Here is a 24,535-nt window from a genome sequence, read left to right on the forward strand (position 1 = left end):
GCCTCAGGCCACGAACGTCCGCGGTGCCTCGGCTCCCGCTCCCGCACCCGACCCGACCAGCTCCGCGGCAGCGGCGAGCCGCACCGCCGCCTCCTCCGCCACCGGGCCTCCCACGGTGAACGGCAGCCGCACATAGCCCTCGAAAGCGCCGTCGACCCCGAAGCGGGGCCCCGAGGGGACCCGTACGCCGACCCGCTCGCCCGCGACGGCGAGCCGCGAGCCGGAGAGTCCGCCGGTGCGCACCCAGAGGGTGAGGCCGCCGCGCGGCACCTCGAACTCCCAGTCGGGGAGCTCCCGTCGCACCGCCCGTACGAGGTCGTCCCTGTTCTCCCGCGCCTGGTCGCGCCGGACAGCCACGGCCTGCTCCCAGCCGCCGGTGCGCATCAGCCAGTTGATGGCGAGCTGCTCCAGGACCGGGGTGCCCATGTCGGCGTACGCGCGTGCCGCGACCAGGCTGCGGATGACGTCCGGCGCCGCCCGGACCCAGCCGATCCGCATGCCGGCCCAGAAGGCCTTGCTCGCGGATCCCACGGTCAGGACGGTGCTTCCCGCCGGATCGAAGGCGCAGACCCGGCGGGGCATCTCGACATCGGCGTCCAGATCGAGCTCGATCATGGTCTCGTCGACCACCAGGACCGTTCCCGCGGAACGCGCGGCCTCGACCAGGGCACGGCGCTGCTGTTCGTCGGCCAGCGCCCCGGTGGGGTTGTGGAAGTCCGCGACGACGTAGGCCAGCCGGGGCGCGGCGTCCCGCAGCACCTGCCGCCACCGGTTCATGTCCCAGCCGCCCAGCCCCTCCTCCATCGCCACGGGCACCAGTCTGGCGCCCGCCTCCCGCATCAGCTGGAGGATGTTGGCGTAGCTCGGGGACTCGACGGCGATGCGCTCGCCGCGCCCGGCGAAGAGGTGGCAGATCGCGTCGATGGCACCCATCGCGCCGGTGGTGACCATGATCTGCTCCGGCATCGTCGGGATGCCGCGTTCGGTGTAGCGGTCGGCGATCATCTGCCGCAGCGCGGGCAGCCCGGCCGGGTAGTCGCCGTGGGTGTGCGCGTACGGCGGCAGTTCCTCCAGGGCGCCCTGCACGGCCCTGGTCAGCCACGGTTCCGGGGCCGGCAGCGAGGCGCAGCCCAGGTCGATCATGGAGCCGAGGGATTCCGGGGGCAGGGGTTCGAGGCCGCGGGCGGGCAGCGGATTGCCCGCCGGTACGGCGGTCCAGCTGCCGGCCCCGCGCCGGGACTCCAGGAAGCCCTCCGCGCGCAGCGCCTCGTAGGCCGCCGCGACGGTGGTGCGGCTTAGCGAGAGGGCGAGCGCGAGTTCCCGTTCGGCGGGGAGCCTGGCGGCGACCGGGACCCGGCCCTCCAGCACCAGCAGCCGCACCCCGTCGGCGAGGGCGCGGTAGGCGGGCGGCTTGCGGCTGCCCTGCGCGACGGGGCGCTGCTGCGCCCGGAGCTGCCGGGCGAGCTGTGCCGCACCGACCGTCGAAGTCCACTGCGCCATGGAAATCAGTCCACCTTCCTCGGATTGGCCATAGTTGGTAGCCAATCCCCTGCCACAGAGTGACACGCATCAGTCCACTGACACCACCTCACAGGGGCACCACTTGTCCGACACCACCACCCGGAGCAGGACCCGTCTCCCCCGGCGGCTGACCCATCTCTACGCGGGTCTGGCCCTGTACGGGGCGAGCTCGGCGCTCCTGGTCCGCGCCGGGCTCGGACTCGAACCGTGGGGTGTGCTGCACCAGGGGCTCGCCGAGCGGACCGGTATCTCCATCGGTGTCGTCTCGATCATCGTGGGGGCGGTCGTCCTGCTCCTGTGGATCCCGATCAGGCAGCGCCCCGGCCTGGGCACCGTCTCCAACGTCTTCGCCGTCGGCATCGCGATGGACGGCACCCTCGCCCTCGTACCGGACGTACACGGGCTCGGCGCACAGATCCCGGTGGCGGCCGCGGGCATCGTGCTCAACGGTGTCGCCACGGGGCTGTACATCTCGGCGCGCTTCGGCCCCGGGCCGCGCGACGGGCTGATGACCGGCCTGAACCGGCTGACCGGGCGTTCGATCAGGCTGGTGCGCACGGCCATCGAGGTGGCCGTGGTGGCGACCGGCTTCGTGCTCGGTGGCTCGCTCGGCGTGGGAACCGTGCTGTACGCCCTGGCGATCGGCCCGCTCGCGCAGTTCTTCCTGCGCGTCTTCGCCCTCCCCGCGCCGGACGCCGGCACCCCGGACGTTGCCGGCCGGACACCGCGAGGGGCGATACTTCGGCGGTGACCACAGCGACTTCCGGACGCCATCCGTATCTGGACCATCCCTCGACGATCCCGTTCGCCCACCGCGGTGGGGCCGCGGACGGGCTGGAGAACACGGCAGCCGCCTTCCGGCGGGCGGCCGGCGCGGGCTACCGGTACTTCGAGACCGATGTGCACACCACGGCGGACGGCCGCCTGGTCGCGTTCCACGATCCGACCCTGGACCGTGTGACGGACTCCGGGGGCCGGATAGCCGAGCTCCCGTGGCGCGAGGTCAGCCGGGCGAGGGTGTCGGGCAGTGAACCGCTGCCGCTCTTCGAGGAGTTGCTGGAGGAGTTCCCCGACGCCCGGTGGAACGTGGACATCAAGGCGGAGCCCGCCCTCGTCCCGCTCGTCGAGCTGATCCGCAGGACCGGCGCCTGGGACCGGGTGTGCGTGGGGTCGTTCTCCGAGGCGCGGGTGGCGCGGGCGCACCGCCTCGCGGGCCCGCGACTGGCCACCTCCTTCGGGGTGCGCGGCGTGCTCGGCCTGCGGCTGCGCTCGTACGGCATCCCGGCGGCGCTTCGCGCGGGAGCGGTGTGCGCGCAGGTCCCGGAGAGCCAGAACGGGATCCGGTTGGTCGACCGGCGCTTCGTCCGCGCGGCACACGCGCGCGGTCTGCAGGTCCATGTCTGGACGGTCAACGAACCGGACAGGATGGCCGCGCTCCTGGACCTGGGAGTGGATGGCATCATGACCGATCACATCGAGACGCTGCGAACGGTGCTGAGCGAGCGGGGGGCCTGGGCCTGACGCCGGCCCGGCCGCGTCCGTACGGCACGAACGAGAGGACTCGGCGTGAGCACCGGTACCGCAGATACGGCCGACCCGGCAGAACACCTCCCGGGGGACGCCGACCGCAGACGCGAGCAACGCGGCTGGTATTTCTACGACTTCGCCTGTTCCGTCTACTCGACCAGCGTCCTCACGGTCTTCCTCGGCCCCTATCTGACGTCGATAGCCAAGGCCGCCGCCGACGCGGAGGGCTTCGTCCATCCGCTGGGCATACCGGTGCGAGCGGGCTCCCTCTTCGCCTACGCCGTCTCGGCCTCGGTCCTGGTCGCCGTGATCGTGATGCCGATCGCGGGCGCCGCCGCCGACCGCACGGGGCGCAAGAAGCCGCTGCTCGCGGCGGCCGCCTACGTGGGTGCCACGGCGACGGCCTGCATGTTCTTCCTGGACGGCCAGCGCTATCTGCTGGGCGCGTTCCTGCTGATCGTGGCCAACGCGTCGATCTCCGTGTCCATGGTCCTGTACAACGCGTACCTGCCGCAGATCGCCGCGCCGGAGGAACGGGACGCGGTCTCCTCGCGGGGCTGGGCCTTCGGGTACACCTCGGGGGCGCTCGTCCTCCTGCTGAATCTGGCCCTGTACACGGGCCACGAGTCCTTCGGTCTCTCCGAGTCCGACGCGGTCCGGATCTGCCTCGCCTCGGCCGGTGTGTGGTGGGGTGCCTTCACGCTCGTACCGCTGCGGCGGCTGCGTGACCGGCGGGTGCCGCCGGGGGGTGAGGGTGCGGTCGGCTCGGGCTGGCGGCAGCTGATGGCGACCTTGCGCGACATGCGCCGCCACCCGCTCACGCTCTCGTTCCTGCTCGCCTACCTCGTGTACAACGACGGCATCCAGACGGTGATCTCGCAGGCCTCGCTGTACGGCTCCGAGGAGCTCGGGCTCGACCAGACGACGCTGATCACCGCCGTCCTGCTGGTCCAGGTGCTCGCGGTGGCGGGCGCGCTCGGGATGGGACGGCTCGCCCGGGTGTACGGAGCGAAGCGCACGATTCTCGCCTCGCTCGTCGTCTGGACCCTGATCCTCGCCGCCGCCTACCTGCTGCCCGCCGACGCGCCCGTGTTCTTCTACAGTCTCGCGGCCGCGATCGGCCTGGTACTGGGCGGCAGCCAGGCGCTCTCGCGCTCGCTGTTCTCGCACCTGGTTCCGCGCGGGAAGGAGGCGGAGTACTTCTCGGCGTACGAGATGAGCGACCGGGGACTCAGCTGGCTGGGGCCCCTGGTCTTCGGTCTCGGCTACCAGCTGACCGGCAGCTACCGGGATGCGATCCTGTCCCTGGTGATCTTCTTCGCGCTGGGTTCGGTGCTGCTCGCGCGGGTCCCGCTACGGGCCGCGGTGGCCGCCGCGGGCAACCCCGTGCCGGACCGGATTTAGACGCCGAAGTGAAAGGCCGGTAGTGTACGCCTTTGGTCTGCCCGGCGGACCGTTACCGCGAGTGGAAGAAGCCGAACCGTTGGGTGACAACTTCTCCCACAGGTGACAAACCGGGCACCGATGGGTAATCAAACCCAGATACAGCAGCGGCACGACGGGCGACGCATGACCGGCAACGGGAATCTTTACCGCCGACCGGACGTTGAACGGATGACGACGACAGCGACACCTGTCCTGTGGGCGACAAGCCCGGGAGGCACGATTCATGAGTGAGCGAGCTCTCCGCGGTACGCGACTCGTGGTTACCAGCTACGAGACGGACCGCGGCATCGATCTGGCCCCGCGCCAGGCGGTGGAGTACGCATGCCCGAACGGCCATCGATTTGAGATGCCGTTCTCGGTAGAGGCGGAAATTCCGGCGGAGTGGGAGTGCAAGGCGTGCGGCGCCACGGCACTCCTGGTGGACGGGGATGGCCCCGAGGAGAAGAAGGGCAAGCCTGCGCGTACGCACTGGGACATGCTCATGGAGCGGCGCACCCGCGAGGAGCTTGAAGAGGTGCTGGCCGAGAGGCTGGCGGTTCTGCGCTCCGGAGCCATGAACATCGCCGTGCACCCGCGGGACAGCAGGAAGTCTGCCTGACCGCGTATCACCGCACAGATACAAGAGCCGCGGGCCGTGACACAGAACATGTGTCACGGCCCGCGGCTCTTCACGTGCGCGTACGGGGCCGGTTCAGGCCTCCCCCGGACACGGGCAGGCGCCCCCGGGTTCCTCGAAGGCCTCGGGGGCGCCTGCCCGTAGGGGGCCGGCTCAGGGGGTCAGCGGCGGACGGGGGGATCCTGGGCCGTCGTCATGGCCGGGGTGCTGCCGGGTGCCGTCCTCGCGGATGACCTCCCCCTGGACGACCTTTCCGTCCGGCCGGTGGATACGGGCCTGCTGGAAGGCGTCGGAGAGGCTGCCCGGCGCCGCGGCGCGCATGATGCGGCGCTCCAGGGAGCGTTCCGCGTACCGGCTGAGCGCCGAGCGGACCGGGGGCAGCAGGAGCAGCAGCCCGGCGGCGTCGGAGATCATGCCGGGGATCATCAGGAGCAGGCCGCCCAGCATCAGGAAACCGTTTCCGCGGCTGCCCGACGGGGCGGCCGGCGGGGTGGCGGGCGCGCCGGGCTGCCCCGGCATCTGCTGGAGGGTCTCGGTGAGGTTGCGGAAGGCCCGCCGGCCCGCCCGCTTGATCACCACGGCTCCGAGCACGGCGCCGGCGATCAGGATCAGCAGCACGGTGAACCCGCTCGCCGCGTCGGCCACCACGATCAGCAGCCAGATCTCCAGCACCACCCAGGCGGCGAGGCCCAGCGGCAGGAAGGTACGGGCGCGTGAGCGCCGTGGACGGTTCGGAGGCGGTGTGCCGGTCGTCATGCACCCAGTGTGCCTGGACGGGCGTGCAAGCGGCGTAAGGGGGTGATCATGACTCTCCGGGCCGGGCGGGCCCGGAGGCGGTCAGGAGGGCTTGCGGCCCAGGACCTTGGAGGCCCTGCTGGAGATGCCCCAGCCGGTGACCCGCCACAGCGCCTCGACGAGGATGTCGCGGCTCATCTTGGAGTCGCCGATCTCCCGCTCCATGAAGGTGATCGGTACCTCGACGACGTAGTACCCCGCTTCGACGGCCCGGCGGGCCAGGTCGACCTGGAAGCAGTAGCCCTGCGAGGCGACCTCTTCGAGGCCGAGGCCCTCCAGGGTGGGGGTGCGGAAGGCCCGGTAGCCGCCGGTGACGTCCCGCACCGACAGGCCGAGGAGCATCCGGGAATAGAGGCTGCCGCCGCGGGAGATCATCTCCCGGTGCCTGGGCCAGTTGACGACCCGGCCGCCGGGCACCCAGCGCGAGCCGAGAACCAGGTCGGCACCCTTCAGCGCGGTCAGGAGGCGGGGCAGTTCCTCGGGCTGGTGCGAGCCGTCCGCGTCCATCTCGACCAGGACCCCGTAGTCGTGCTCGGCCCCCCACCGGAAGCCGGCGAGGTAGGCGGCGCCGAGCCCTTCCTTGCCCTTGCGGTGCAGGACGTGCACCTGACTGTCGGCGGCCGCGAGCTCGTCGGCGACCTTGCCGGTGCCGTCGGGGCTGTTGTCGTCCGCGACCAGGATGTCCGCTTCCGGAACGGCGGCGCGCACCCGGGCGACGATCAGCTTGACGTTCTCGGCCTCGTTGTAGGTCGGAATGATCACCAAGACTGTGCCGAGCGGGCCGAACTGCCTCTGACCGCCGTCGTTCACTACTGCCCCTTAAAGTCCGTACGCAGGTGCACACCATATCCAGCGTGCCGCCACCGGGCTCCGACGCGGTCGTGAGGGGGCGCGTCACGCGTCCGGCCGGGCCGGACAGAAGTGTGGAACTGCGGACAGAACTGCGGATCGGGGCCCGGTGTCCTTCGGGCCGACCTGGGACCCGCTGGCTGCGGGTCGACCGAAAGCCGTTGTCTACTGAACCTCCGGGCCCCACCCGGGTCGCACCTGCCGTCCGGACGAAACCTTCCCTCGCCCCGAGGCGCGGGCGCTGAACCTGGCTGTCAGGGGTGGTGCGCCGGTGCGGCACACCGCCCCATGACCCAGCGGCGTTCGACGACTGCGTGGAGGTTTGACCGGTCGGACGTCCAGTGGTGGACCCGGCCGAACCTACCGGCCGGTGGGCGCTCCCTGTCAACAGCCGTGCGACCTGCGATTTTCTCCTGAATCGCCTGGTCAGCGCTGAGGACTCGCAGGTCGCGGCAGAGTCTCGGCGCCTTCGATCGGCGGTACGGGAAGTTGCGACGTCACTCGTTCGGCCTTACGTAGACAGTTTGTCCGAAGACCACCGTGCGCAGGCAGACCGGAAGTGCTGCTCCCGGTGTGAGTTCGGGCAGGCCAGGGGTGCCGGAGCGGGGGTCGGTGGACCAGCGGGCGACCCGGTCGTCGGGGGCCTGGACCACAAGTTCGCCGGTACGCCAGACGGCGTAGTCGGCGGGGGCGCCGGGCACGAGCACGCCCGCGTCGTCGCGGCCGACGGACCGCCAGCCGCCCCGGGTGTGGGCGGTGAATCCGGCCCGTACGGAGATGCGGTGCTCCGGGGTCCGGTGGAAGGCCGCCGCCCGCACGGTTCCCCACGGGTCCAGCGGGGTGACCGGACTGTCCGAGCCGAAGGCGAGCGGCACCCCGGCGCGCAGGAGGGCCGCGTACGGGTTGAGGGTGGCGGCCCGCTCCGCGCCCAGCCGGGCGGCGTACATGCCTTCCCGGCCGCCCCAGGCCGCGTCGAAGGCGGGCTGGACGGAGGCCGTGAGCCCCAGTTCCGCGAAGGCGGCGACGGTCTCGGGGGTGAGCATCTCGGCGTGCTCCACCCGGTGCCTGGCGGCACGGACGCGGGCGAGTCCGAGGCTCTCGGAGGCGGCCCGGACGCCGGTCACGACGGCGGAGACGGCCGCGTCCCCGATGGCGTGGAATCCGGCCTGCAGTCCGGCCTCGGTGCAGGCCGTCACGTGTGCGGCGATCTGTGCGGCGTCCAGATGGGCGGTGCCGGTGTGCGGGGCGTCGGCGTACGGCTCGTGCAGGAAGGCGGTGTGCGAGCCGAGGGACCCGTCGACGAAGAGGTCTCCGGCCGCACCGATGGCGCCGAGCTCACGGATGCGCCGGGCGCCCTTCTCGTCCTCGATCCGCTCCGCCCAGTATCCGAAGACCCGGGGGCCGGGCTCCTGGGAGGCGAGTTTCAGGAGGCCGGTGAAGTCCTCCTCGTCGGAGATCTCGGGACCGGCGCACTCGTGCACGGTGCCGATGCCGAGCGAGGCGGCGTGCGCCAGGGCGGCGCGCTGGGCCTCGGCCCGCTGGCCGGGGGTGACGGCGCCGTGCGCCGCGGCGCGCACCGCGTGGTGCGCGCCGCCGGTCAGCGGGGCGTCGGGGTGGTAGCCGGTCAGCGCCGTGACACCCGGGACCATGTCCAGGAGCGCCGTCGTCACGACGGCGGAGTGGACGTCCACCCGGGGCAGGTAGACGGGCCGGCCGCCGGCCGCCTCGTCGAGCTCGGCGCGCGACGGGGGCCGCTGTTCGGGCCACCGGGTCGCGTCCCAGCCGTGGCCGAGGACGACCCGCTCGCCGGAGTGGGTGTTCGCGTAATCACGCACGAGGCCGAGTGCCTCGGTGAGCGTGCGGGCGGCGGAGAGGTCCAGCCCCGTGAGGGCGAGTCCGGTCGATGTGGTGTGGACGTGGGAGTCGGTGAACGCCGGGGTGACCAGGGCCCCTTCCAGGTCGATCACCTCGTCGACGCCGCTCGCGAAGGCGTCGGCCGCCCCTTCCGATCCCACCCACGCGACATGGCCGCGTTCGACGACCATCGCGGTGGCGAACGGATCGGCGGGGCTGTGGACGTCTCCACCGCGCAGCAGCACGGTGCGGTGTTCGCTCTGGGGGGCGGTGCTCTCGGTCATGACACCAGTCTCGCGCCTGCCCGGGACGATTCCGCCCGCACCCCCTCCGATACGCGCCGTGCGCGCCTCGGACACACCGGGGCGCGGCTCAGATGCGCGGGGGGCGCGCCTCGTACGGGGTGGAGAGGACGACCGTCGTACGGGTGGAGACGCCGGCCAGCGAGCGGATCCGGGTGAGCAGGTGCTCCAGTTCGAGAGGGCTGGAGACCCGCACCTTGAGGATGTAGTTCTCGTCGCCGGCGACGCTGTGGCAGGCCTCCAGCTCCGGCACGTCGGCCAGCCGTTCGGCGATGTCGTCGGGGGCGCTCGGGTCGAAGGGTTTCACCGAGATGAACGCGGTGAGGGGCAGGCCGACGGCCTCGGGGTCGACGACCGCGGCATAGCCGCGGATCACCCCGCGCTGCTCCAGCCGGCGGACGCGCTGATGAACGGCCGAGGTGGACAGGCCCGTGGCCTTGCCCAGGTCGGTGTAGCTCATCCGCCCGTCCTTGACGAGCAACTCCACAATCTGACGGTCCAGCTCCTCCATGCGGATCAACCTATGGCCCCGGGTCCCTCCAGGCACAGTCGTGGGGGCTCCGGAACTGCACGTTCGGGGGGCATGTGACGAATGCCACAGGTTTACGCGTCAGTAGCCGACGACCTCGCGGTTACGGCCGACATCCCACGGGAAGTGCTTGCTGTGGCCGAGGCCGTGGCGCCTGGCCGGCCCACCCGAGGGGGGAATATCCCATGCAGAGCCTGAAGCTCACCGGACGTACCGAACCGGAGCCCGTCGATCTCGACGAGGACCTCGCTTCCGACGCGTACGACACATTCGAGATGTACCGGGTGATCTGCCCGGACTGTGCGCAGCCGATCGCGCTGCTGGCGGACGAGGACGTCCTGCCCGAGCACGCGCTGTGCCCCACTCCGTGGAACCCGTTCGTCCTCACCGTGTGCGCCGGCACGAGCCGCGACGCCTCCCGGGCGCGTCCGGCCGACGAGACGCTCGAGGTCCAGGAGCAGGAGACGGCGCTGCTGCTGACGCTCCCCCAGGGCCTCGACTGGCGGATGCAGCCGTTCTCGCACGCCGTGGGTCCGGGCTCGCGCCCCCTGCAGCAGGTACCGCAGACGCGGCGCCACGCCGCCTGACGTACGGACGCACGCTCCTGGTGCACCACTACGGTTCCGCCGGCGTGGTGCGGGCAGTCCCACCGGCCGGCCGGTGGACGCGGCACCCGAGGAACGGGCGCGCGAATCGGCCGGACAGTGACCCGGGACCCCGCCCGGGCGTTGGTCCTGTATGACCACGCTGCATTCAACGGCTGGCCCCGTCCGCCGCCGTCTCGCCGCTCCGACGTCCGAAGAATCGGTTCAGCAGCCCGGCCCGCCGTCCCGGGAGGCTCCGCGGCAGTCCGTGCCGCACACCACCGATCCGCCCGTCTACCTCGCGCTGCTACGTCATTGGGAGAGTACGGGCCGGACACTGCCGGGCCGCCATGACCAGGAGTGGAACCGGATCATGACGACACCCGTGTGGTCGGACCTGCCCGTGCGGGTCAGCGCGTCTCGGGGCCCGCGAGGTGGCGGGCGATGACCATGCGCTGGATCTGATTGGTGCCTTCGACGATCTGCAGCACCTTGGCCTCGCGCATCAGCCGCTCGACGGGGAAGTCGAGGGTGTAGCCGTAGCCCCCGAGCACCTGGACCGCGTCCGTGGTGACCTGCATGGCCGCGTCGGTGCAGAACAGCTTCGCCATCGCCGCCTGCCGCGAGAACGGCAGGCCCGCGTCGCGGAGCCGTGCGGCCTCCAGGTAGAGGGCCCGTCCCGCCTCGATCCGGGTGGCCATGTCGGCGAGCATGAAGCGCAGTCCCTGGAAGTCCGCGATTGGCCGGCCGAACTGGTGCCGCCCCGTGGCGTATCCGACGGCCTCGTCCAGGGCCGCCTGGGCGACGCCGATGGCGCAGGCGGCGATTCCCAGCCGGCCCGAGTCGAGCGCGGACAGGGCGATGGCGAAGCCCTGCCCCTCCTCGCCGATGCGGCGGGCGTCGGGGATCCGCACGCCGTCGAAGTGCAGCTGGGCCGTGGGCGAGCCCTTCATGCCCATCTTCTTCTCGGGGACGGCCGCGTTGAGCCCGTCGACGTCGCCGGGCACCAGGAACGCGGTGATGCCGCGAGGGCCCTCCACGCCGGTGCGCGCCAGGACGGTGTAGAAGTCGGCGATCCCGCCGTGCGTGATCCAGGCCTTGGTGCCGGTGAGGACCCAGCTTCCCCCACCGTCGGCCCCGCTCGAACGGGAGGCACCCCCTCCGTCCCGTACGGCCTTCGTGCGCAGCGAGGCGGCGTCGGAGCCCGAGGAGGGCTCGGAGAGGCAGTAGGCGCCCAGCAGCCCGCCCCCGAGCATCGCCGGGAGGTGGGCGGCCTGTTGCTCCTTGGTGCCGTATCCGGCGAGCGCGTGGCAGGCCAGCGAGTGGACGCTGACGCCGAGGCCTACGGTGAGCCGCGCCGCGGCCAGCTCCTCGAGGACCTGGAGGTAGACCTCGTACGGCTGGTCCCCGCCGCCGTACGCGGAGTCGTACGGCAGTCCGAGCAGTCCGGATTCGGAGAGCAGGGTGAAGACCGCGCGCGGGAACTGGCCGGATTCCTCCTCCTCGGCCGCCCGGGGAGCGATCTCCTTGGACACCAGGTCGCGGACCAGCTCCATGAGCTGCCGGGACTCCTCGGTGGGCAGACGGCGTTCCACCGGCTGCGGGGCACGGTCGGACATGACGGCGCTCTCCTCCCTGTCGGGCGTTGCGGCGGTCGCGCGCGCGGGGTGTGAGCGGCGCCGCCGGGTGGTCCCGGGCGATGCCCGGAAATCTATGACTCCCCAGCCGATCCTGCCTTCTCGGATCACGAGAGGCGCTGGCCAGCGGCTGTGGCGGGTCGAGTATGCCCGATCGGAGCGCTTGCGTCACCGGGTGCGGGGGCCGGACGGTCACGGAAATTGGTACGCACCATTGACCCAACTGGTCTAGTCCTTCTACGGTCTCCCCCAATGCCTCATCGCGTCCATGCCAAACGATGGAGCGAGGGGCCCCCACGCCCAAGCCCTCCCCCACGAGGAGCCACAATGACCGGACTTCACCGTCCCCGCGCCCGCCTGAGGGCACTCGCCGCAACCGCCTGTACCGTCGCTCTCGGCGCCGCTCTCCTCGGCGTCGCGGGGACGTCTGCGGCGGGAGCGGCCCCTGCCGCGGAGCCTGCGGCAGCCGCCGAGGCCGCCCCCACCGCGGCCGGCGACAAGGTGGTCGGATACTTCACCAACTGGGGTGTCTACCAGCGCGATTACCACGTCAGGAACATCGAGACGTCGGGCTCGGCCGACAAGCTCACGCACATCAACTACGCCTTCGGCAACGTCCAGGGCGGCAAGTGCACCATCGGCGACAGCTACGCCGACTACGAGAAGGCCTACACCGCCGACCAGTCGGTGGACGGCGTCGCGGACACCTGGGACCAGGAACTGCGAGGCAACTTCAACCAGTTGCGCAAGCTGAAGAAGCTGCACCCGGACCTGAAGATCGTCTGGTCCTTCGGCGGCTGGAGCTGGTCCGGGGGCTTCGGCGAGGCCGCGCAGAATCCCGCCGCGTTCGCCGAGTCCTGCTACGACCTGGTGGAGGACCCGCGCTGGGCCGATGTCTTCGACGGCATCGACATCGACTGGGAGTACCCGAACGCCTGTGGCCTGACCTGCGACACCAGCGGCCGCGACGCCTACGGCGACCTTCTCGCCGCGCTGCGCTCGAAGTTCGGCACCGGGAATCTCATCACCTCGGCGATCACCGCCGACGGCTCGGACGGCGGCAAGATCGACGCCGTGGACTACGCCGGAGCGGCGCAGTACCTCGACTGGTACAACCCGATGACGTACGACTTCTTCGGCGCGTTCGCCGCCCAGGGCCCGACGGCCCCGCACTCCCCGCTGACGTCCTACCCGGGCATCCCGACGGAGGGCTTCAACAGCGACGCGGCGATCTCCAAGCTCAAGGGGCTCGGCATCCCGCCCGAGAAGCTGCTGCTCGGCATCGGCTTCTACGGCCGCGGCTGGACCGGTGTCACGCAGTCGGAGCCGGGCGGCACGGCGACCGGGGCGGCCCCGGGCACGTACGAGGCGGGCATCGAGGACTACAAGATCCTGAAGAACAGCTGCCCGGTGACGGGCACCGTGGCCGGCACGGCGTACGCCCACTGCGGCACCAACTGGTGGAGCTACGACACCCCGTCCACCATCGCCACGAAGATGGACTACAAGAACCAGCAGGGCCTGGGAGGCACCTTCTTCTGGGAGCTCAGCGGTGACACGACCGACGGCGAGCTGATCAAGGCCATCAACTAGCGCCGACGGGGTACACGCCCGGCAGGGCGGGAAGGGGGCGGGGTGCCGGGCGGGCGCCCCGCCCCTCTGCCTCCCGGCGGGGCTTCCATCGCTGCGACCGTCCGGCCCCTCGCGGGGTACGTCACATGAGTCCGGCCTGGGTGACGAACACCGCCAGGACGACGACGAGCGTCCAGCCCAGGATGTGCTCCAGCAGCTTCGGCCCGTCCTCGGGGCCCCCGGTGCGGGCCCGGCGGGCGTGGCGCGCGTTCTCGGCGGCGGTCGCGGTCATGGCATCTCACCCATCGGTCGGCAATGGACGTTCCCCCGGGACGCGACCACTGTGCCAGCCGATACGCCCTCCCGGGAAGAGATCCAGGTCACCGGCGGCCGGCCTCGCACAGCACGACCTGAGCCCCGGATCCCCACTGCGGCAAGGGATCCACGGCCGGGCCGCCCGGCGCGGGGCCATCACCTGTGCCGGACACCACACGGTTCACGGGGTGCGCCGCGCGCCGGGCCGTCAGCGGCCGGTCTCGGCCGTCATCGGGAGGAGGCGCGGATGGACGGCTTCGCGGACCGGGGTGACGCCCGAGGCGGGCAGGTCCTCGTCGAGCGCGGGCACGACGGCGGCGAACCCGGTTCGGCAGCACGGGTCCCGCCTCGCCCGGGTCCGCGAGGCCGGGGAGCGAAACCCGGCGGCGAAACCGGGCGGCGGGCCGGGAAGTTCGCGTACTCCCCCGTCGTGGACGGGACGGGGTGCGAGGATGAACGCGCCATGACTCCCGGCCGGTGCTGTCGCGCGGTGAGGGCCGTGGTGTTCGCAGCCGCCTGTGTGCTGCTCACCGCCCTCGGCCACATCGTCATGTCCGCGACTCCTCTCCCCTGGTGGGCCCTGGCCGGTGCTCTCACCGTGACGGGTGCGACGGCCTGGGTGTTCACCCGCCGGGAGCGCGGCCTTGCCTTCGTCGTCCCGGCGGCGGTCGTGGTCCAGGCGGTCCTGCACACAGCCTTCTCGCTGGCTCAGGCCGCGGTCCACCCCTCGATGCCGGGCGGTGCCTCGCCCACCCGGCGGTGGACCCGGTATCTGCTCGGCGACACGCACGGTTCCGCCTCGACGGGGATGCCCGTGCCCGGCACCGGGGAGATGCACCACCCCGGCCCGGACGGCCTGACGGAGCACGCGGTGATGATGTCCGCGGGGCACGAGATGGCAGGCCGGTCCTTGACGGGGATGCTCCTCGCGCACCTGCTGGCCGCCCTGTTGTGCGGCCTCTGGCTCGCCTGCGGGGAGCGGGCCGCCTTCCGTCTGCTGCGCGCCTGCGCGGGATGGCTGGTCGCTCCGCTCCGGCTCGTCCTCCGGCTGCCCCTGCCTGCCGACCGGCCGCGGGTCCGCGCCCGGCGTTCCCACCGGGCCCGCACGCTGCGGCAGTTGCTGCTGGTCCACGCCCTCGGCACCCGAGGTCCGCCGCCCCGGATCGCTGTCGTCTGACAGCCGGCTCCCCGTCCGGCGCCCTGGCCCGACCAGGTGTGCCCCGGGCACCGGCGCGGCCTCCTCCGGCCGCGTCGTACACAGCACCGGCCCCGCCCCCGCGCGGGACGATCCCGGACTCCCAGAAGGACATCAGGCGATGACTCCTGCCCTGCCCCCACGCCCGGCCGTCGGGAAGAGAACGCCGCGGGACACGCGTGGCGCCGACGAACGGGCCACGCGACTGGCCCTCGCCGCGCGTTCCGGGGACGCCGAAGCGATGGACCGCTTCATACGCGTCCTGCACCACGACGTACGGCGCTACGTCGCCTTCCTGAGCCCCGACCCCCAGGCGGCCGACGACCTCACCCAGGACACCTTCCTGCGCGCGCTCGGCAGCCTCCACCGGTTCGAGGGCCGCTCGTCGGCGCGCACCTGGCTGCTCTCCATCGCCCGGCGGACCGTCGTGGACAGCCTGCGCCGTGCCGCCGCCAGGCCCAGACCTGCGGACCGGAACGACTGGCAGTCCGCGGTCGAGCGGTCGCAGCCACGGGGCCTGCCCGGCTTCGACGACGGCATCGCTCTCGCCGATCTCCTGGCGACGATCCCCGCCGAGCGCCGCGAGGCGTTCGTCCTCACCCAACTCCTGGGACTTTCCTACGCGGAGGCCGCCGCGGTCACGGGAACCCCCATCGGAACCGTGCGCTCACGCGTCGCCCGTGCCAGGTCCGCGCTGGTCGCACTGCTCAGGGACGCGGAGACCACCGCGGCCCCGCACCGGCCCGTCACGAGGAATCACCACGGGGCCGGGGCCGGGCCGCACCTGGTACCGGCCGCCGCGGCAGTGGCCTGACCGCACGCCGCCAGGGGCACGGCCCGACCGCGCGCCGGTGCCCCTGGCGGCCCACGCAGCCCTGCCGACCGCCCGACCGGCACGGCTTCCCCGACCTGGAACGTTGCCGTCCGAGACCCACCGGACGCCGTGTCCGCGGAGCGCCCCGCCACCCCGACGCACCTTGCGCAATCTTTCGCAAGGCCTTGCAGAAGTCCTTGACGTGTACACGGACGGGCGGCATGGTCTGAGGCGTTCCCCCCACGACAGCCTGGCGCGTGGCTGTCTTCGAGGGCACAGCTGTGCCCTGTCGTCGAAGGAGCCGCACCATGCACCACCGCACCACTCAGCACCGATTCTGTCTGCTCGGCGGAACTGTCGCCGGAGTCATGACCGTTGCAGCCCTGGCGACGGTCGCCCCCTGGCAGTCCCAGGCGACACCCCCCGGCGAGAAGACCGTCACCGTCACCATGTTCGAGCGGCAGTACGCCGACGTGGCCAAGGCCTGCACCGACGAGCTCGGCCCTGCCGGATACGGCTACGTACAGGTGTCACCCGCGAGCGAGCACATCCAGGGTGACCAGTGGTGGACCTCGTACCAGCCCGTCAGTTACAAGATCGCCGGCCGTCTGGGCGACCGTGACGCGTTCGCCGGAATGGTCGCCGCCTGCCACACAGCAGGGGTGAAGGTCGTCGCCGACGCCGTCATCAACCACATGGCCGCCGGCTCCGGGACCGGAACGGGCGGCACGGCCTACACCAAGTATGACTATCCGGGCTATTTCCAGGACTCCGGCTTCCACACCTGCCGCGCCGACATCAAGGACTACACCAGCCGCGACGACGTGCAGAACTGCGAACTGGTGGGTCTCTCCGACCTCGACACCGGGAACGACCAGGTCCGGTCCACCGTCGCCGCGTACCTCGACGACCTGCGCTCACTGGGCGTCGACGGCTTCCGTATCGACGCGGCCAAGCACATGGCGGCGGACGACATCGCTGCCATCAAGGGCAAGATGAGCGATCCGGGATTCTGGGTCTCGGAGGTCATCCACGGCGGCGGCGAGGCCGTGCAGCCCGAGGAGTACACGGGCATCGGTGACGTGGACGAGTTCCGCTACGGCGGCCACCTCAAGAGCGCCTTCCAGGGCGGCGGCATCGCACAGCTGAAGTCGGTCGCGGACGGCAAGCTGGGCAGCGACGCCGCCCGCACGTTCGTCGACAACTGGGACACCGAGCGCAACGGTTCGACGCTGACCTACAAGGACGGCGCGACCTACACCCTCGCCAACGTCTTCATGCTGGCCTCGCCCTACGGTTCACCGAACGTGTACTCCGGCTACGAGTGGTCCAGCAAGGACGCGGGCCCGCCGAGCGGAACCGACGGCTGGACGAACGCCCACACCCAGCGGGCGATCACCGGCCTCGTCGGCTTCCGTAACGCGGTCGGCCAGGCGGAGCTGACCCACTGGTGGGACAACGGCGGCAACGCGATCGCGTTCGGCCGGGGCGACAAGGGATTCGTCGCCCTCAACAACGGGGACGGCGATCTCTCCGAGACGCTGACGACCTCCCTCCCCGCGGGCACCTACTGCAACGTCGCCGCTGCCGCCCCGGACAACTGTGACGGCAACACCGTCACCGTCGGGGACGACGGCACGATCCAGGCCGCCCTCCCCGCTCACGGAGCCCTCGCCCTGCACACAGGCGCCCAGGCGGGCTGACCGGAGTCAACGCGCGCACCCGGGGCCCGCGCGACGGGAGTGTTCCGTCCCGCAGGCCCCGGGTGCGTCGGCGTCCCCCGGTAGGGGCCCGGAAGATCGGCGGACCGGCCGGTGACGGTGAGGCTCACCGCCGCCCCGCGCCCACCACACCGTCCTCCGGGCCGCCCCGCCGCCCCCTGTGCCGTTGGCGGTCACGGCATGACCACGACTCTGCCCGTCGGTTCGACGCCGCGCGTCCGTGGTTTCCCGGACAGCGGTACGTACTTCCGGGGGCGGCGGGCACGGCGGGCCGAGCGGTGACCAGGTCCCGCCCCCCCGCGTGCGCCATTGAGCTTCGCGTCCAAGGTGATCGCCGCGTCGATCAGGGCCAGATGTGTGAAGGCCTGGGGGAGGTTTTCCAACTGCCGCCCCGCCCGGTCACGTCCACCGTCGGGGCGCGCATGTCATGTCCCGGCGTGTCCCTCTCGGAGGAAAGCGCGACACTGTTTGAATCGTCGTATGACAATGCGCGACGATGTGGCCCTTTTCGGCAACCGATTCCTCACCGCGCCCTCCCCCTCGGATTCTTTTCCCGACAAAGGAATGGCCGCGACGGATGCGATGAGGCTCGTGGATGTCGATCTCGCCATGGAGGGCGATCCGCAACGCAACCTCGCGACGTTCGTGACCACCTGGATGGAGCCGGAGGCGCAACGGCTCATCACCGAGAATCTCCACCGCAATTTCATCGACCACGCCGAATACCCGATTTCCGCCGAGATCGAGCAGCGTTGCGTGCGCATGCTCGCCGATCTTTTCCACGCGCCGGGAAAGACGACCGGATGCCGGACCCAGGGCTCGTCCGAGGCGATCATGCTCGGCGCGCTGTCCCTGAAGTGGAAATGGCGCGAGCGCCGTCAGGCGGCCAAGCTGCCGAATGACCGGCCCAACCTGGTCTTCGGCGGCGACGTCCACGTCGTGTGGGAGAAGTTCTGTCGCTACTTCGACGTCGAACCGCGGATCGTGCCGCTCGAAGAGGGCAAGTACACGATCGGTCCGCAGGACGTGGAGCCCCACCTCGACGAGAACACCATCGGTGTCGTCGCCGTCCTCGGTACGACGTTCACCGGCCACAAGGACGACGTCGTCGGGATCGACAAGCTCCTGCGGGACATCCGTAAGAAGCGGGACCTCGACATCCCGATCCACGTCGACGCGGCCAGCGGCGGCTTCGTGTGGCCCTTCCTCTACCCGGACTCGGAATGGGACTTCCGGCTGGAGCAGGTCCGCTCCATCAACGTCTCGGGACACAAGTACGGCTTGGTCTACCCCGGCGTCGGCTGGCTGGTCTTCCGCGAGGAGTCCGACCTGGCGCAGCATCTCGTGTTCTACGAGAACTACTTGGGCAAGACCGATGCGACGTTCACCCTCAACTTCTCGACCGGCTCGGCGATGGTGCTCGCGCAGTACTACAACTTCGTGCGTCTCGGCCGCCAGGGCTACACCTACGTCATGAAGATCATGCAGGAGAACGCCCGGGCGCTGGCGGACAACCTGCGTGCCGGCGGCCGCTTCGAAGTGATCGGCAGCGACCTCGAGCAGCTGCCCCTCGTCGCCTTCCGCCTCGCCGGCAAGCACTCCTACGACGAGTCCGACGTCGCCTGGCAGCTCTCGGCCGAGCGCGGCTGGATGGTGCCGGCGTACACCCTTCCGCCCAACGCGGAGCGGGTGAAGATCATGCGTGCCCTGGTCAAGGAAACTCTGAGCCGCGAGCAGATCGACCGTCTGGGCCAGGACATCGCCGCAGCGTGTCGGACCTTGGACGACAAGGGTGCGACACACGGGGTCGAGCGTTCCCAGGTCAAGCGCGGGACCGGGTACTGACGCACCGCCGTCCCCCGTGACGCAGGCCGTCTCCCCCGAGCTGTCGGGGCGGTCCGGACCTGCCGCCCACGCCCTGGCTGTCGGCCGTCTGCGCGACGGGCCGCGTCGGGGAACGCCCGTTCCACCGATTCGCGCAGCAGATCCGACTCCGCCCGAACCGCGGGATGGTGGGCGGCCGGCAGGCTTTCGAGCAGCCCGTCGGGCATCGCACGCAGCCACCGGCAGACCTGCACGGACGTTACTCCGTGGTCGCGGAACTCGCAGACGGCGAGCTGAAGGGTGCTGCTGCCCTACGGCGAGCCCGTCACAGCGTCTGCCCAGTCACCGCCTCGCAATACCGGAACCGACGACGCCTGATCCATGACGACGGATACCGGCGGAGCTGTCACGTAGTTCCGTCAAGACCTCCGCCAGGCGGTGGACACCTTCGGTGATCACCTTTTCATCTGCGCTGAGGCTGATGCGGAAGCACTGGGTTGCATGGGCACCCAGGCCAGGGGAGAAGAGCTGGTCCACGAAAAAGTGCCGACCCGGAACGACAAATACCTGACGTTCCTTAAGGCGGTTGTAGAGGACGACGTCATCGAACCACGGATGGTCCACCCAGAGCCAGCAGAACATTCCGCCGACGCCGGAGTGCATCCGCCAGTCGATATCCTTCGGCATCAGTTCCGACAGGAGTTCCTCGGCAAAGCGCTTCTTCTGACGGTAGTACGGCACAATCGCCGTGCGCGTGACGTGATCCAGCCGTCCGTCCCGCAGGGTGCGGGCCAGCGCCGCCTGTGTGAGTTGCGGTGCGTGAAGGACGGAGTTGGACATGAACGACGCCAGTGCATCGATGTACTGCGGCGCGCCGATCGCGAAGCCGATCCGTTCGCCGGGGAGGCCCGCTTTGGACGCCGAGAAGCAGTGGACGACCTGCCTGTGCAGCATCGGCTCGGTGTGCACCTCGGCGATCTGCGGAAACGGCGAACCGTAGGCATGGTCGATGAAGAGCGGGACGTCACGTTCCACCGCTAGCGCGGTCAGTGCGTCCACGTCCGACCGCTCGAGGGCCCGGCCGGTGGGATTGCCGGGGCTGGAAACCAGCAGCATGCCGATGTCCGACTGTCTGTGCAGCGCGTCGAGGTCCAGCGCGTAGCGGAAGCGATGGCTTCCCTCCCGCTGGATCAGGGGCGCGATCCCCACAATGCCACCGTCATGCATACACAGGCCCTGATACCCGGTGTAGTCGGGGACCATGGGCAGGACCACCCGCCGATCCCCGAGGGGCCCTGGCCCGGCGAAGAGAGAGGCTGCGGCGAAGCAGACCATCTGGCTGCCGGGGCCGACGACTATGTTCTCTGGTCCCAGCTCCCAGCCGTACGTCCGGTTGAAGTAGCCGGCGATGGCCTCGACGAGGACCTGGCTGCCGCGCGAGGGGCCGTAGTGGCAGCCGGCCCGGCTGAAGTCTTCGGCCAGCGATTCCGCCAGCGCGGCCTGCCACATCTCACGTGCCGCGGGAATGGGGGCCGGATTGCCCACGCTGAGGTTCAGCCAATCGTCTGCCGAGACTCCCGCCGTGCTGGCGGCGACGTCATCCATGATGCTGCGCAATCCGGAGACGCCGGCCATCTTGGCCCCGCTGTGTGACAACTGCATGTAGCTCTCCTCGTCATCCGGACGATCCGGCATCGGGTCCGACCCCCGGGCCGTGTCACCAGCGGTGGTGCACCTGCCCGCGGATCCGGCGGTCGTACAGGTCCTCGACGGCTGCGAGCGTGTGCTCCGGCAGGTCCGGCAGGTACGCGGCTGCAGAGTTGGCCCGTACCTGCTCCACCTTGCTCGCGCCCGGGATCACCGTGGTCACACCAGGCTGCTGCGTGATCCAGCGAAGTGCCGTCTGCGCGGTGGTCGCACCCTCCGGAGCCAGTGCGGCAAATTCCGCCGCCGCCGCCAGGCCCCTGTCGTAGTCGACACCGGAGAACGTCTCCCCGATGTCGAACGACTCGCCGTGCCGGTTGTAATTGCGGTGGTCGTCCGCGGCAAAGACCGAATCTGACCGGAATCTGCCGGACAGCATTCCCGACGCCAGGGGCACCCGGGCAATGACCGCAACCCCAGCGGCAAACGCCGCCGGGAGCACTTCCTCAAGAGGCTTCCGGCGGAACGGATTGAGAATGATCTGGATGCTGGCCACGTTCGGACGCGCGATCGCGGCGAGTGCCTCGTCGCACGTCTCCACGCTGACCCCGTATGCGCTGATCGCCTTCTCTGCCACCAGGGCGTCGAGCGCATCGTAGACAGCGCCCCTCGAGAACACCGGCGTGGGCGGACAATGCAACTGCACAAGATCCAGCATGTCAACGCCGAGATTGGTGCGCGAACGATCCGTCCACGTCCGGAAATTGTCCAGGGTGAACTCGTCCGGTTCCTGCGGGGCCCGTCGACCCATCTTCGTCGCGACGAAGATCTCCTCGCCCCCGGCACTCCGGCGCTCGCTCAGGAACCGCCCGATCAACTTCTCGCTGCGGCCGTCCCCGTACACATCCGCGGTGTCGAGGAACGTCACACCGCTGTCCACCGCGGCCGTCAGGATCGCCAACGCATCCTGCTCGTCGACCACGCCCCAGTCTGCGCCCAGTTGCCAGGTCCCAAGCCCGACAACCGACGCCGACCTGCCCATTCTGTTGAACTCTCGCTGCTCCACGCCGGGCACACTAATCCACGCCGCACCCGGTTCCGCAAGGGAGTTGATCAGAACCAGTGGTTCAGCTCCATGGCCGCGCCGTCCTCGGTGATCGAGCCGGTCACGGCGTCCGCGGCTGCTTTCACGGCGTCCTTGGCCTGTCCCATGGCGACGCCACGGCCCGCCCACCGGAGCATCTCGATGTCGTTCATCCCGTCACCGATGGCTAGCACGTCCTGGGGCCCCAGACCGAAACTCTCGGCGAGCACCGCGAGTCCGGAGATCTTCGACACGCCCTCGGGCGCGAACTCCTGATGCCGGTGGGGTGCCGCCGCCGGGTCACGTACGAGCACCCTGGTGACGGGCTCGGCCATCAGCTTCTCGACCGGCTCGACCCACATCTTCCCGCCTATCTCCCCACTGGGGAAAGGCTGGTTGACCCGATAGCCGCGGCCTACGACCTCCACCGCGACGAGCGCCTCGGGAAGCTTGCGCAGGGCGTCCTCGACGACGGGGCGGGGGTCGAACGTGAGGGCTCTCGCCACCTCGAACGGCTGATACGAGAAGGTCACCGCCCCATTACTGGCCACGCAATGGCCGGTTTCCAAGTCAAACATGCGGATGACGCTCTGGGCGGCGAACATTCCCCGCCCGGTCGCCAGCACCACGTGCGCACCCGATTTGACCACGTTGTGCACTGCTTCGATGACCGGCCTCGTCGCCTCGTCGTCGAAGTTGATGAGCGTGTCGTCGATGTCCAGCGCCACCATGCCGTACTTGCCTGTGGTCATGAATACGCAACCCCGTTCCCTGTCCGGCGATCGTTTCGGAGCGGCTAGTCTCAGCCACCGCGGACTTCATGGCAACAGTCATCGACTTGCCCGAAAAGCCTCTGAAACAGGGCGGTTGGGACCTTGCGGATCTTGCAGGTCGGATCCAGGATCGACTCTTTACGTTGCCAGTCGATCTAGATATGGTCGCGCCGTGTCCATCGTAGAAGTTAACAATCTTAAACGCTCATATCGGACTCGCACCGGCATCTTCAGCCGGGAACGCAAGGTGGTGGACGCCGTACGTGGCGTGAACTTCACCATCGAGCAGGGTGAGTTGTTCGGCTTGCTCGGCCCGAACGGCGCAGGCAAGACCACGACGATAAAGATGCTGACCACACTGCTCCTTCCGACCGAAGGATCTGCAAAGGTACTTGGCCACGACGTCGTGACCTCGGCGCGCCAGGTCCGGCGCGACATCGGGTACGTCTTCGGTGGTGACCGCGGTCTGTACGACCGGCTCTCCGCCTGGGACAACCTTCGCTACTTCGCGGAGCTTTACGGGCTGCCGCCCGCCACCCAGCGTGCCCGTATCGGCGAACTGCTCGAGCTGGTCGGCCTGGCCGGACGCGAGAAGGAACGCGTCGAGGGGTTCTCCCGCGGTATGAAGCAGCGCCTGCACATCGCGCGCGGCCTGCTGCACGACCCGGAACTCATCTTCCTCGACGAGCCGTCGATCGGCATCGACCCGGTCGGCGCACGCGAGCTTCGCGGCACCATTGCCCGACTCAAGGAGTCCGGGAAGACGATCCTGCTCACCACGCACTACATGTTCGAGGCCGACGAGCTCTGCGACCGCATCGCCGTCATCCAGAACGGTGGCATCGTCGCCGAGGGCAAGCCCGACGAACTCAAGAAGCGCGTCTCCGCGGGGCGCGTGCTGGAAGTGGAGACCTTCGGCCTGGCCGAGGGCGAGCTCGAGGCCGTCCGTGCCCTGGCCGGCGTACGCAGCGTGGCGGTTGAGGAGCGGGAGACCACCCAGGTCCTCAACATCCAGGCAGAGGCCGACGCCGAAATCACGAGTGAGGTGCTCGCGGCCCTGACGGCGACACGCGTGGGAAGGGTCGCCTGGCGCGAGCCCACGCTGGAGGACGCCTACGTGGAACTCGTGACCGCCTCATGAACCACCGCTCACCCCTGCTCGCCGTCCCCCGGTTCCTGATGGTGGCCTGGTGGATCCAGATCAAGATCATCGCAACCTCCGCCTTCGATGGCTTCCTCCAGGTGGTGTGGCCGCTGTTCTTCGCCACCTCGGCCTTCCTGGTCTACCGGGTCTCACCCGATCCCGACGTCATGGTGTACGCCGCACTGGGCGCGTCCATGATGGGTGTCTGGTCCGCCATCGCCACCACGGCCAGCAGCGCCCTGCAGCGCGAACGCTTCGGTGGAACACTGGAGTTGATGGTCTCCTCACCGACACCCTTCGCACTGACCCTGATCCCCATCACCGGGGCCATGGCCTCGCTCGGGCTCTACAGCATGGGCGCGACGCTGCTCTGGGGCTGGCTGGTTTTCGACATCCCGCTGCACATCGCGAGCCCGGTGGCCTTCGTGGCCTGCGTCCTGCTCTCGATCATCTCGGTTTCCATGGTCGGCTTCATGCTTTCCGTCACGGTCGTCCGCTACCGCACGGCCTGGGCACTGGGCAACGTGCTGGAGTACCCGGGCTGGCTGCTCTGCGGCTTCCTGGTCCCGCTCAGCATGTTCCCCGACTGGGTCGCCGGCATCTCCCGGGTCCTGCCGCCCACGTGGGCGGTCCAGGCCATCCGCGAGTCGGCGAACGGCGAGTCCCCGTGGGTCTCTCTCGGCATCTGCGCAGCCCTCGGCCTGGTCTACGGCATCGTCGCGGCAGTGCTCTCCGAGAACATCCTGCGGTCCGCCCGCCGGCAAGCCACCCTTTCGCTCACCTAGGAGT

At 70.2% G+C, this 24,535-nt stretch carries 22 protein-coding genes; 12 read left to right on the forward strand and 10 right to left on the reverse strand.

The window, feature by feature from the left end:
- Positions 1–3 precede the first annotated feature (3 nt).
- Positions 4–1,500, reverse strand: a complete 1,497-nt coding sequence (locus OG524_RS05530; protein ID WP_405392061.1) for a PLP-dependent aminotransferase family protein — start codon at positions 1,498–1,500, stop codon at positions 4–6.
- A gap of 103 nt (positions 1,501–1,603) precedes the next feature.
- Between OG524_RS05530 and OG524_RS05535 the strand changes: the two genes are divergently transcribed.
- From OG524_RS05535 to OG524_RS05550, 4 genes are all read left to right on the forward strand, one after another.
- A complete protein-coding gene (locus tag OG524_RS05535; protein ID WP_405392060.1) occupies positions 1,604–2,272 on the forward strand; it encodes a YitT family protein in 669 nt (222 codons plus the stop codon).
- Positions 2,269–3,042 (forward strand): glycerophosphodiester phosphodiesterase family protein, encoded by a 774-nt coding sequence (locus OG524_RS05540; RefSeq protein ID WP_405392059.1) that lies wholly within the window; start codon positions 2,269–2,271, stop codon positions 3,040–3,042. The genes OG524_RS05535 and OG524_RS05540 overlap by 4 nt, the downstream gene beginning before the upstream one ends.
- Positions 3,043–3,087: 45 nt before the next feature.
- Positions 3,088–4,452 (forward strand): MFS transporter, encoded by a 1,365-nt coding sequence (locus OG524_RS05545; RefSeq protein ID WP_405392058.1) that lies wholly within the window; start codon positions 3,088–3,090, stop codon positions 4,450–4,452.
- A gap of 265 nt (positions 4,453–4,717) precedes the next feature.
- Entirely contained in the window at positions 4,718–5,092 is a 375-nt protein-coding gene (locus OG524_RS05550) for an RNA polymerase-binding protein RbpA (RefSeq protein WP_078598328.1), read from the forward strand.
- Between the two features lie 171 nt (positions 5,093–5,263).
- On the opposite strand, the gene fxsA is transcribed toward OG524_RS05550, so the two are convergent.
- The 4 genes from fxsA to OG524_RS05570 form a co-directional block, all read right to left on the reverse strand.
- Complete coding sequence (gene fxsA / locus OG524_RS05555) at positions 5,264–5,866, reverse strand: FxsA family membrane protein (RefSeq protein WP_405392057.1); 603 nt, start codon at positions 5,864–5,866, stop codon at positions 5,264–5,266.
- Between the two features lie 81 nt (positions 5,867–5,947).
- Positions 5,948–6,715 carry a polyprenol monophosphomannose synthase gene (locus OG524_RS05560; RefSeq protein WP_405809317.1) on the reverse strand — a complete coding sequence of 256 codons (768 nt, stop codon included), beginning with the start codon at positions 6,713–6,715 and terminating at the stop codon, positions 5,948–5,950.
- A 536-nt stretch (positions 6,716–7,251) separates the two neighbouring features.
- Complete coding sequence (locus OG524_RS05565; protein ID WP_405809319.1) at positions 7,252–8,892, reverse strand: amidohydrolase; 1,641 nt, start codon at positions 8,890–8,892, stop codon at positions 7,252–7,254.
- An 88-nt stretch (positions 8,893–8,980) separates the two neighbouring features.
- Positions 8,981–9,421, reverse strand: a complete 441-nt coding sequence (locus OG524_RS05570; protein WP_056787292.1) for an Lrp/AsnC family transcriptional regulator — start codon at positions 9,419–9,421, stop codon at positions 8,981–8,983.
- A gap of 203 nt (positions 9,422–9,624) precedes the next feature.
- Between OG524_RS05570 and OG524_RS05575 the strand changes: the two genes are divergently transcribed.
- Entirely contained in the window at positions 9,625–10,026 is a 402-nt protein-coding gene (locus tag OG524_RS05575) for a hypothetical protein (RefSeq protein WP_405392054.1), read from the forward strand.
- Between the two features lie 407 nt (positions 10,027–10,433).
- Here OG524_RS05575 and OG524_RS05580 read toward each other — a convergent pair whose 3' ends face one another.
- Positions 10,434–11,642, reverse strand: a complete 1,209-nt coding sequence (locus OG524_RS05580; RefSeq protein ID WP_405392053.1) for an acyl-CoA dehydrogenase family protein — start codon at positions 11,640–11,642, stop codon at positions 10,434–10,436.
- 345 nt (positions 11,643–11,987) lie between these two features.
- Between OG524_RS05580 and OG524_RS05585 the strand changes: the two genes are divergently transcribed.
- Entirely contained in the window at positions 11,988–13,253 is a 1,266-nt protein-coding gene (locus OG524_RS05585) for a glycoside hydrolase family 18 protein (protein ID WP_405809321.1), read from the forward strand.
- A gap of 121 nt (positions 13,254–13,374) precedes the next feature.
- Here the strand turns inward: OG524_RS05585 and OG524_RS05590 are convergent, their stop codons facing one another.
- Complete coding sequence (locus tag OG524_RS05590) at positions 13,375–13,524, reverse strand: SCO1431 family membrane protein (RefSeq protein WP_405392051.1); 150 nt, start codon at positions 13,522–13,524, stop codon at positions 13,375–13,377.
- Positions 13,525–14,046: 522 nt separating this feature from the next.
- Between OG524_RS05590 and OG524_RS05595 the strand changes: the two genes are divergently transcribed.
- The 4 genes from OG524_RS05595 to OG524_RS05610 all read left to right on the forward strand — a co-directional run bounded on the left by OG524_RS05595 (position 14,047) and on the right by OG524_RS05610 (position 19,122).
- Positions 14,047–14,724, forward strand: a complete 678-nt coding sequence (locus OG524_RS05595; RefSeq protein ID WP_405392050.1) for a hypothetical protein — start codon at positions 14,047–14,049, stop codon at positions 14,722–14,724.
- A 139-nt stretch (positions 14,725–14,863) separates the two neighbouring features.
- Complete coding sequence (locus OG524_RS05600; protein ID WP_405809323.1) at positions 14,864–15,556, forward strand: sigma-70 family RNA polymerase sigma factor; 693 nt, start codon at positions 14,864–14,866, stop codon at positions 15,554–15,556.
- A gap of 308 nt (positions 15,557–15,864) precedes the next feature.
- Complete coding sequence (locus OG524_RS05605) at positions 15,865–17,259, forward strand: alpha-amylase family protein (RefSeq protein ID WP_405809325.1); 1,395 nt, start codon at positions 15,865–15,867, stop codon at positions 17,257–17,259.
- Positions 17,260–17,763: 504 nt separating this feature from the next.
- Entirely contained in the window at positions 17,764–19,122 is a 1,359-nt protein-coding gene (locus tag OG524_RS05610; RefSeq protein WP_405812430.1) for a glutamate decarboxylase, read from the forward strand.
- Positions 19,123–19,443: 321 nt separating this feature from the next.
- Here the strand turns inward: OG524_RS05610 and OG524_RS05615 are convergent, their stop codons facing one another.
- From OG524_RS05615 to OG524_RS05625, 3 genes are read right to left on the reverse strand one after another with little or no spacing between them, the layout of a single operon-like run.
- Positions 19,444–20,763, reverse strand: coding sequence for a valine--pyruvate transaminase (locus OG524_RS05615; RefSeq protein WP_405392046.1), 1,320 nt, complete (start codon positions 20,761–20,763; stop codon positions 19,444–19,446).
- 55 nt (positions 20,764–20,818) lie between these two features.
- Positions 20,819–21,811 (reverse strand): aldo/keto reductase, encoded by a 993-nt coding sequence (locus OG524_RS05620; RefSeq protein ID WP_405392045.1) that lies wholly within the window; start codon positions 21,809–21,811, stop codon positions 20,819–20,821.
- Positions 21,812–21,858: 47 nt separating this feature from the next.
- Positions 21,859–22,581 (reverse strand): HAD family hydrolase, encoded by a 723-nt coding sequence (locus OG524_RS05625; RefSeq protein ID WP_405392044.1) that lies wholly within the window; start codon positions 22,579–22,581, stop codon positions 21,859–21,861.
- Positions 22,582–22,774: 193 nt separating this feature from the next.
- Here OG524_RS05625 and OG524_RS05630 point away from each other — a divergent pair, with 193 nt between their 5' ends.
- Positions 22,775–23,743: an ATP-binding cassette domain-containing protein gene (locus OG524_RS05630; protein WP_405809328.1), complete on the forward strand. Its 969-nt coding sequence runs from the start codon at positions 22,775–22,777 to the stop codon at positions 23,741–23,743.
- A complete protein-coding gene (locus OG524_RS05635; protein ID WP_405392041.1) occupies positions 23,740–24,531 on the forward strand; it encodes an ABC transporter permease in 792 nt (263 codons plus the stop codon). The genes OG524_RS05630 and OG524_RS05635 overlap by 4 nt, the downstream gene beginning before the upstream one ends.
- Positions 24,532–24,535 lie beyond the last annotated feature (4 nt).

This window comes from Streptomyces sp. NBC_01520 (assembly GCF_045040375.1).
In the GTDB taxonomy this organism is placed as follows: Bacteria; Actinomycetota; Actinomycetes; order Streptomycetales; family Streptomycetaceae; genus Streptomyces.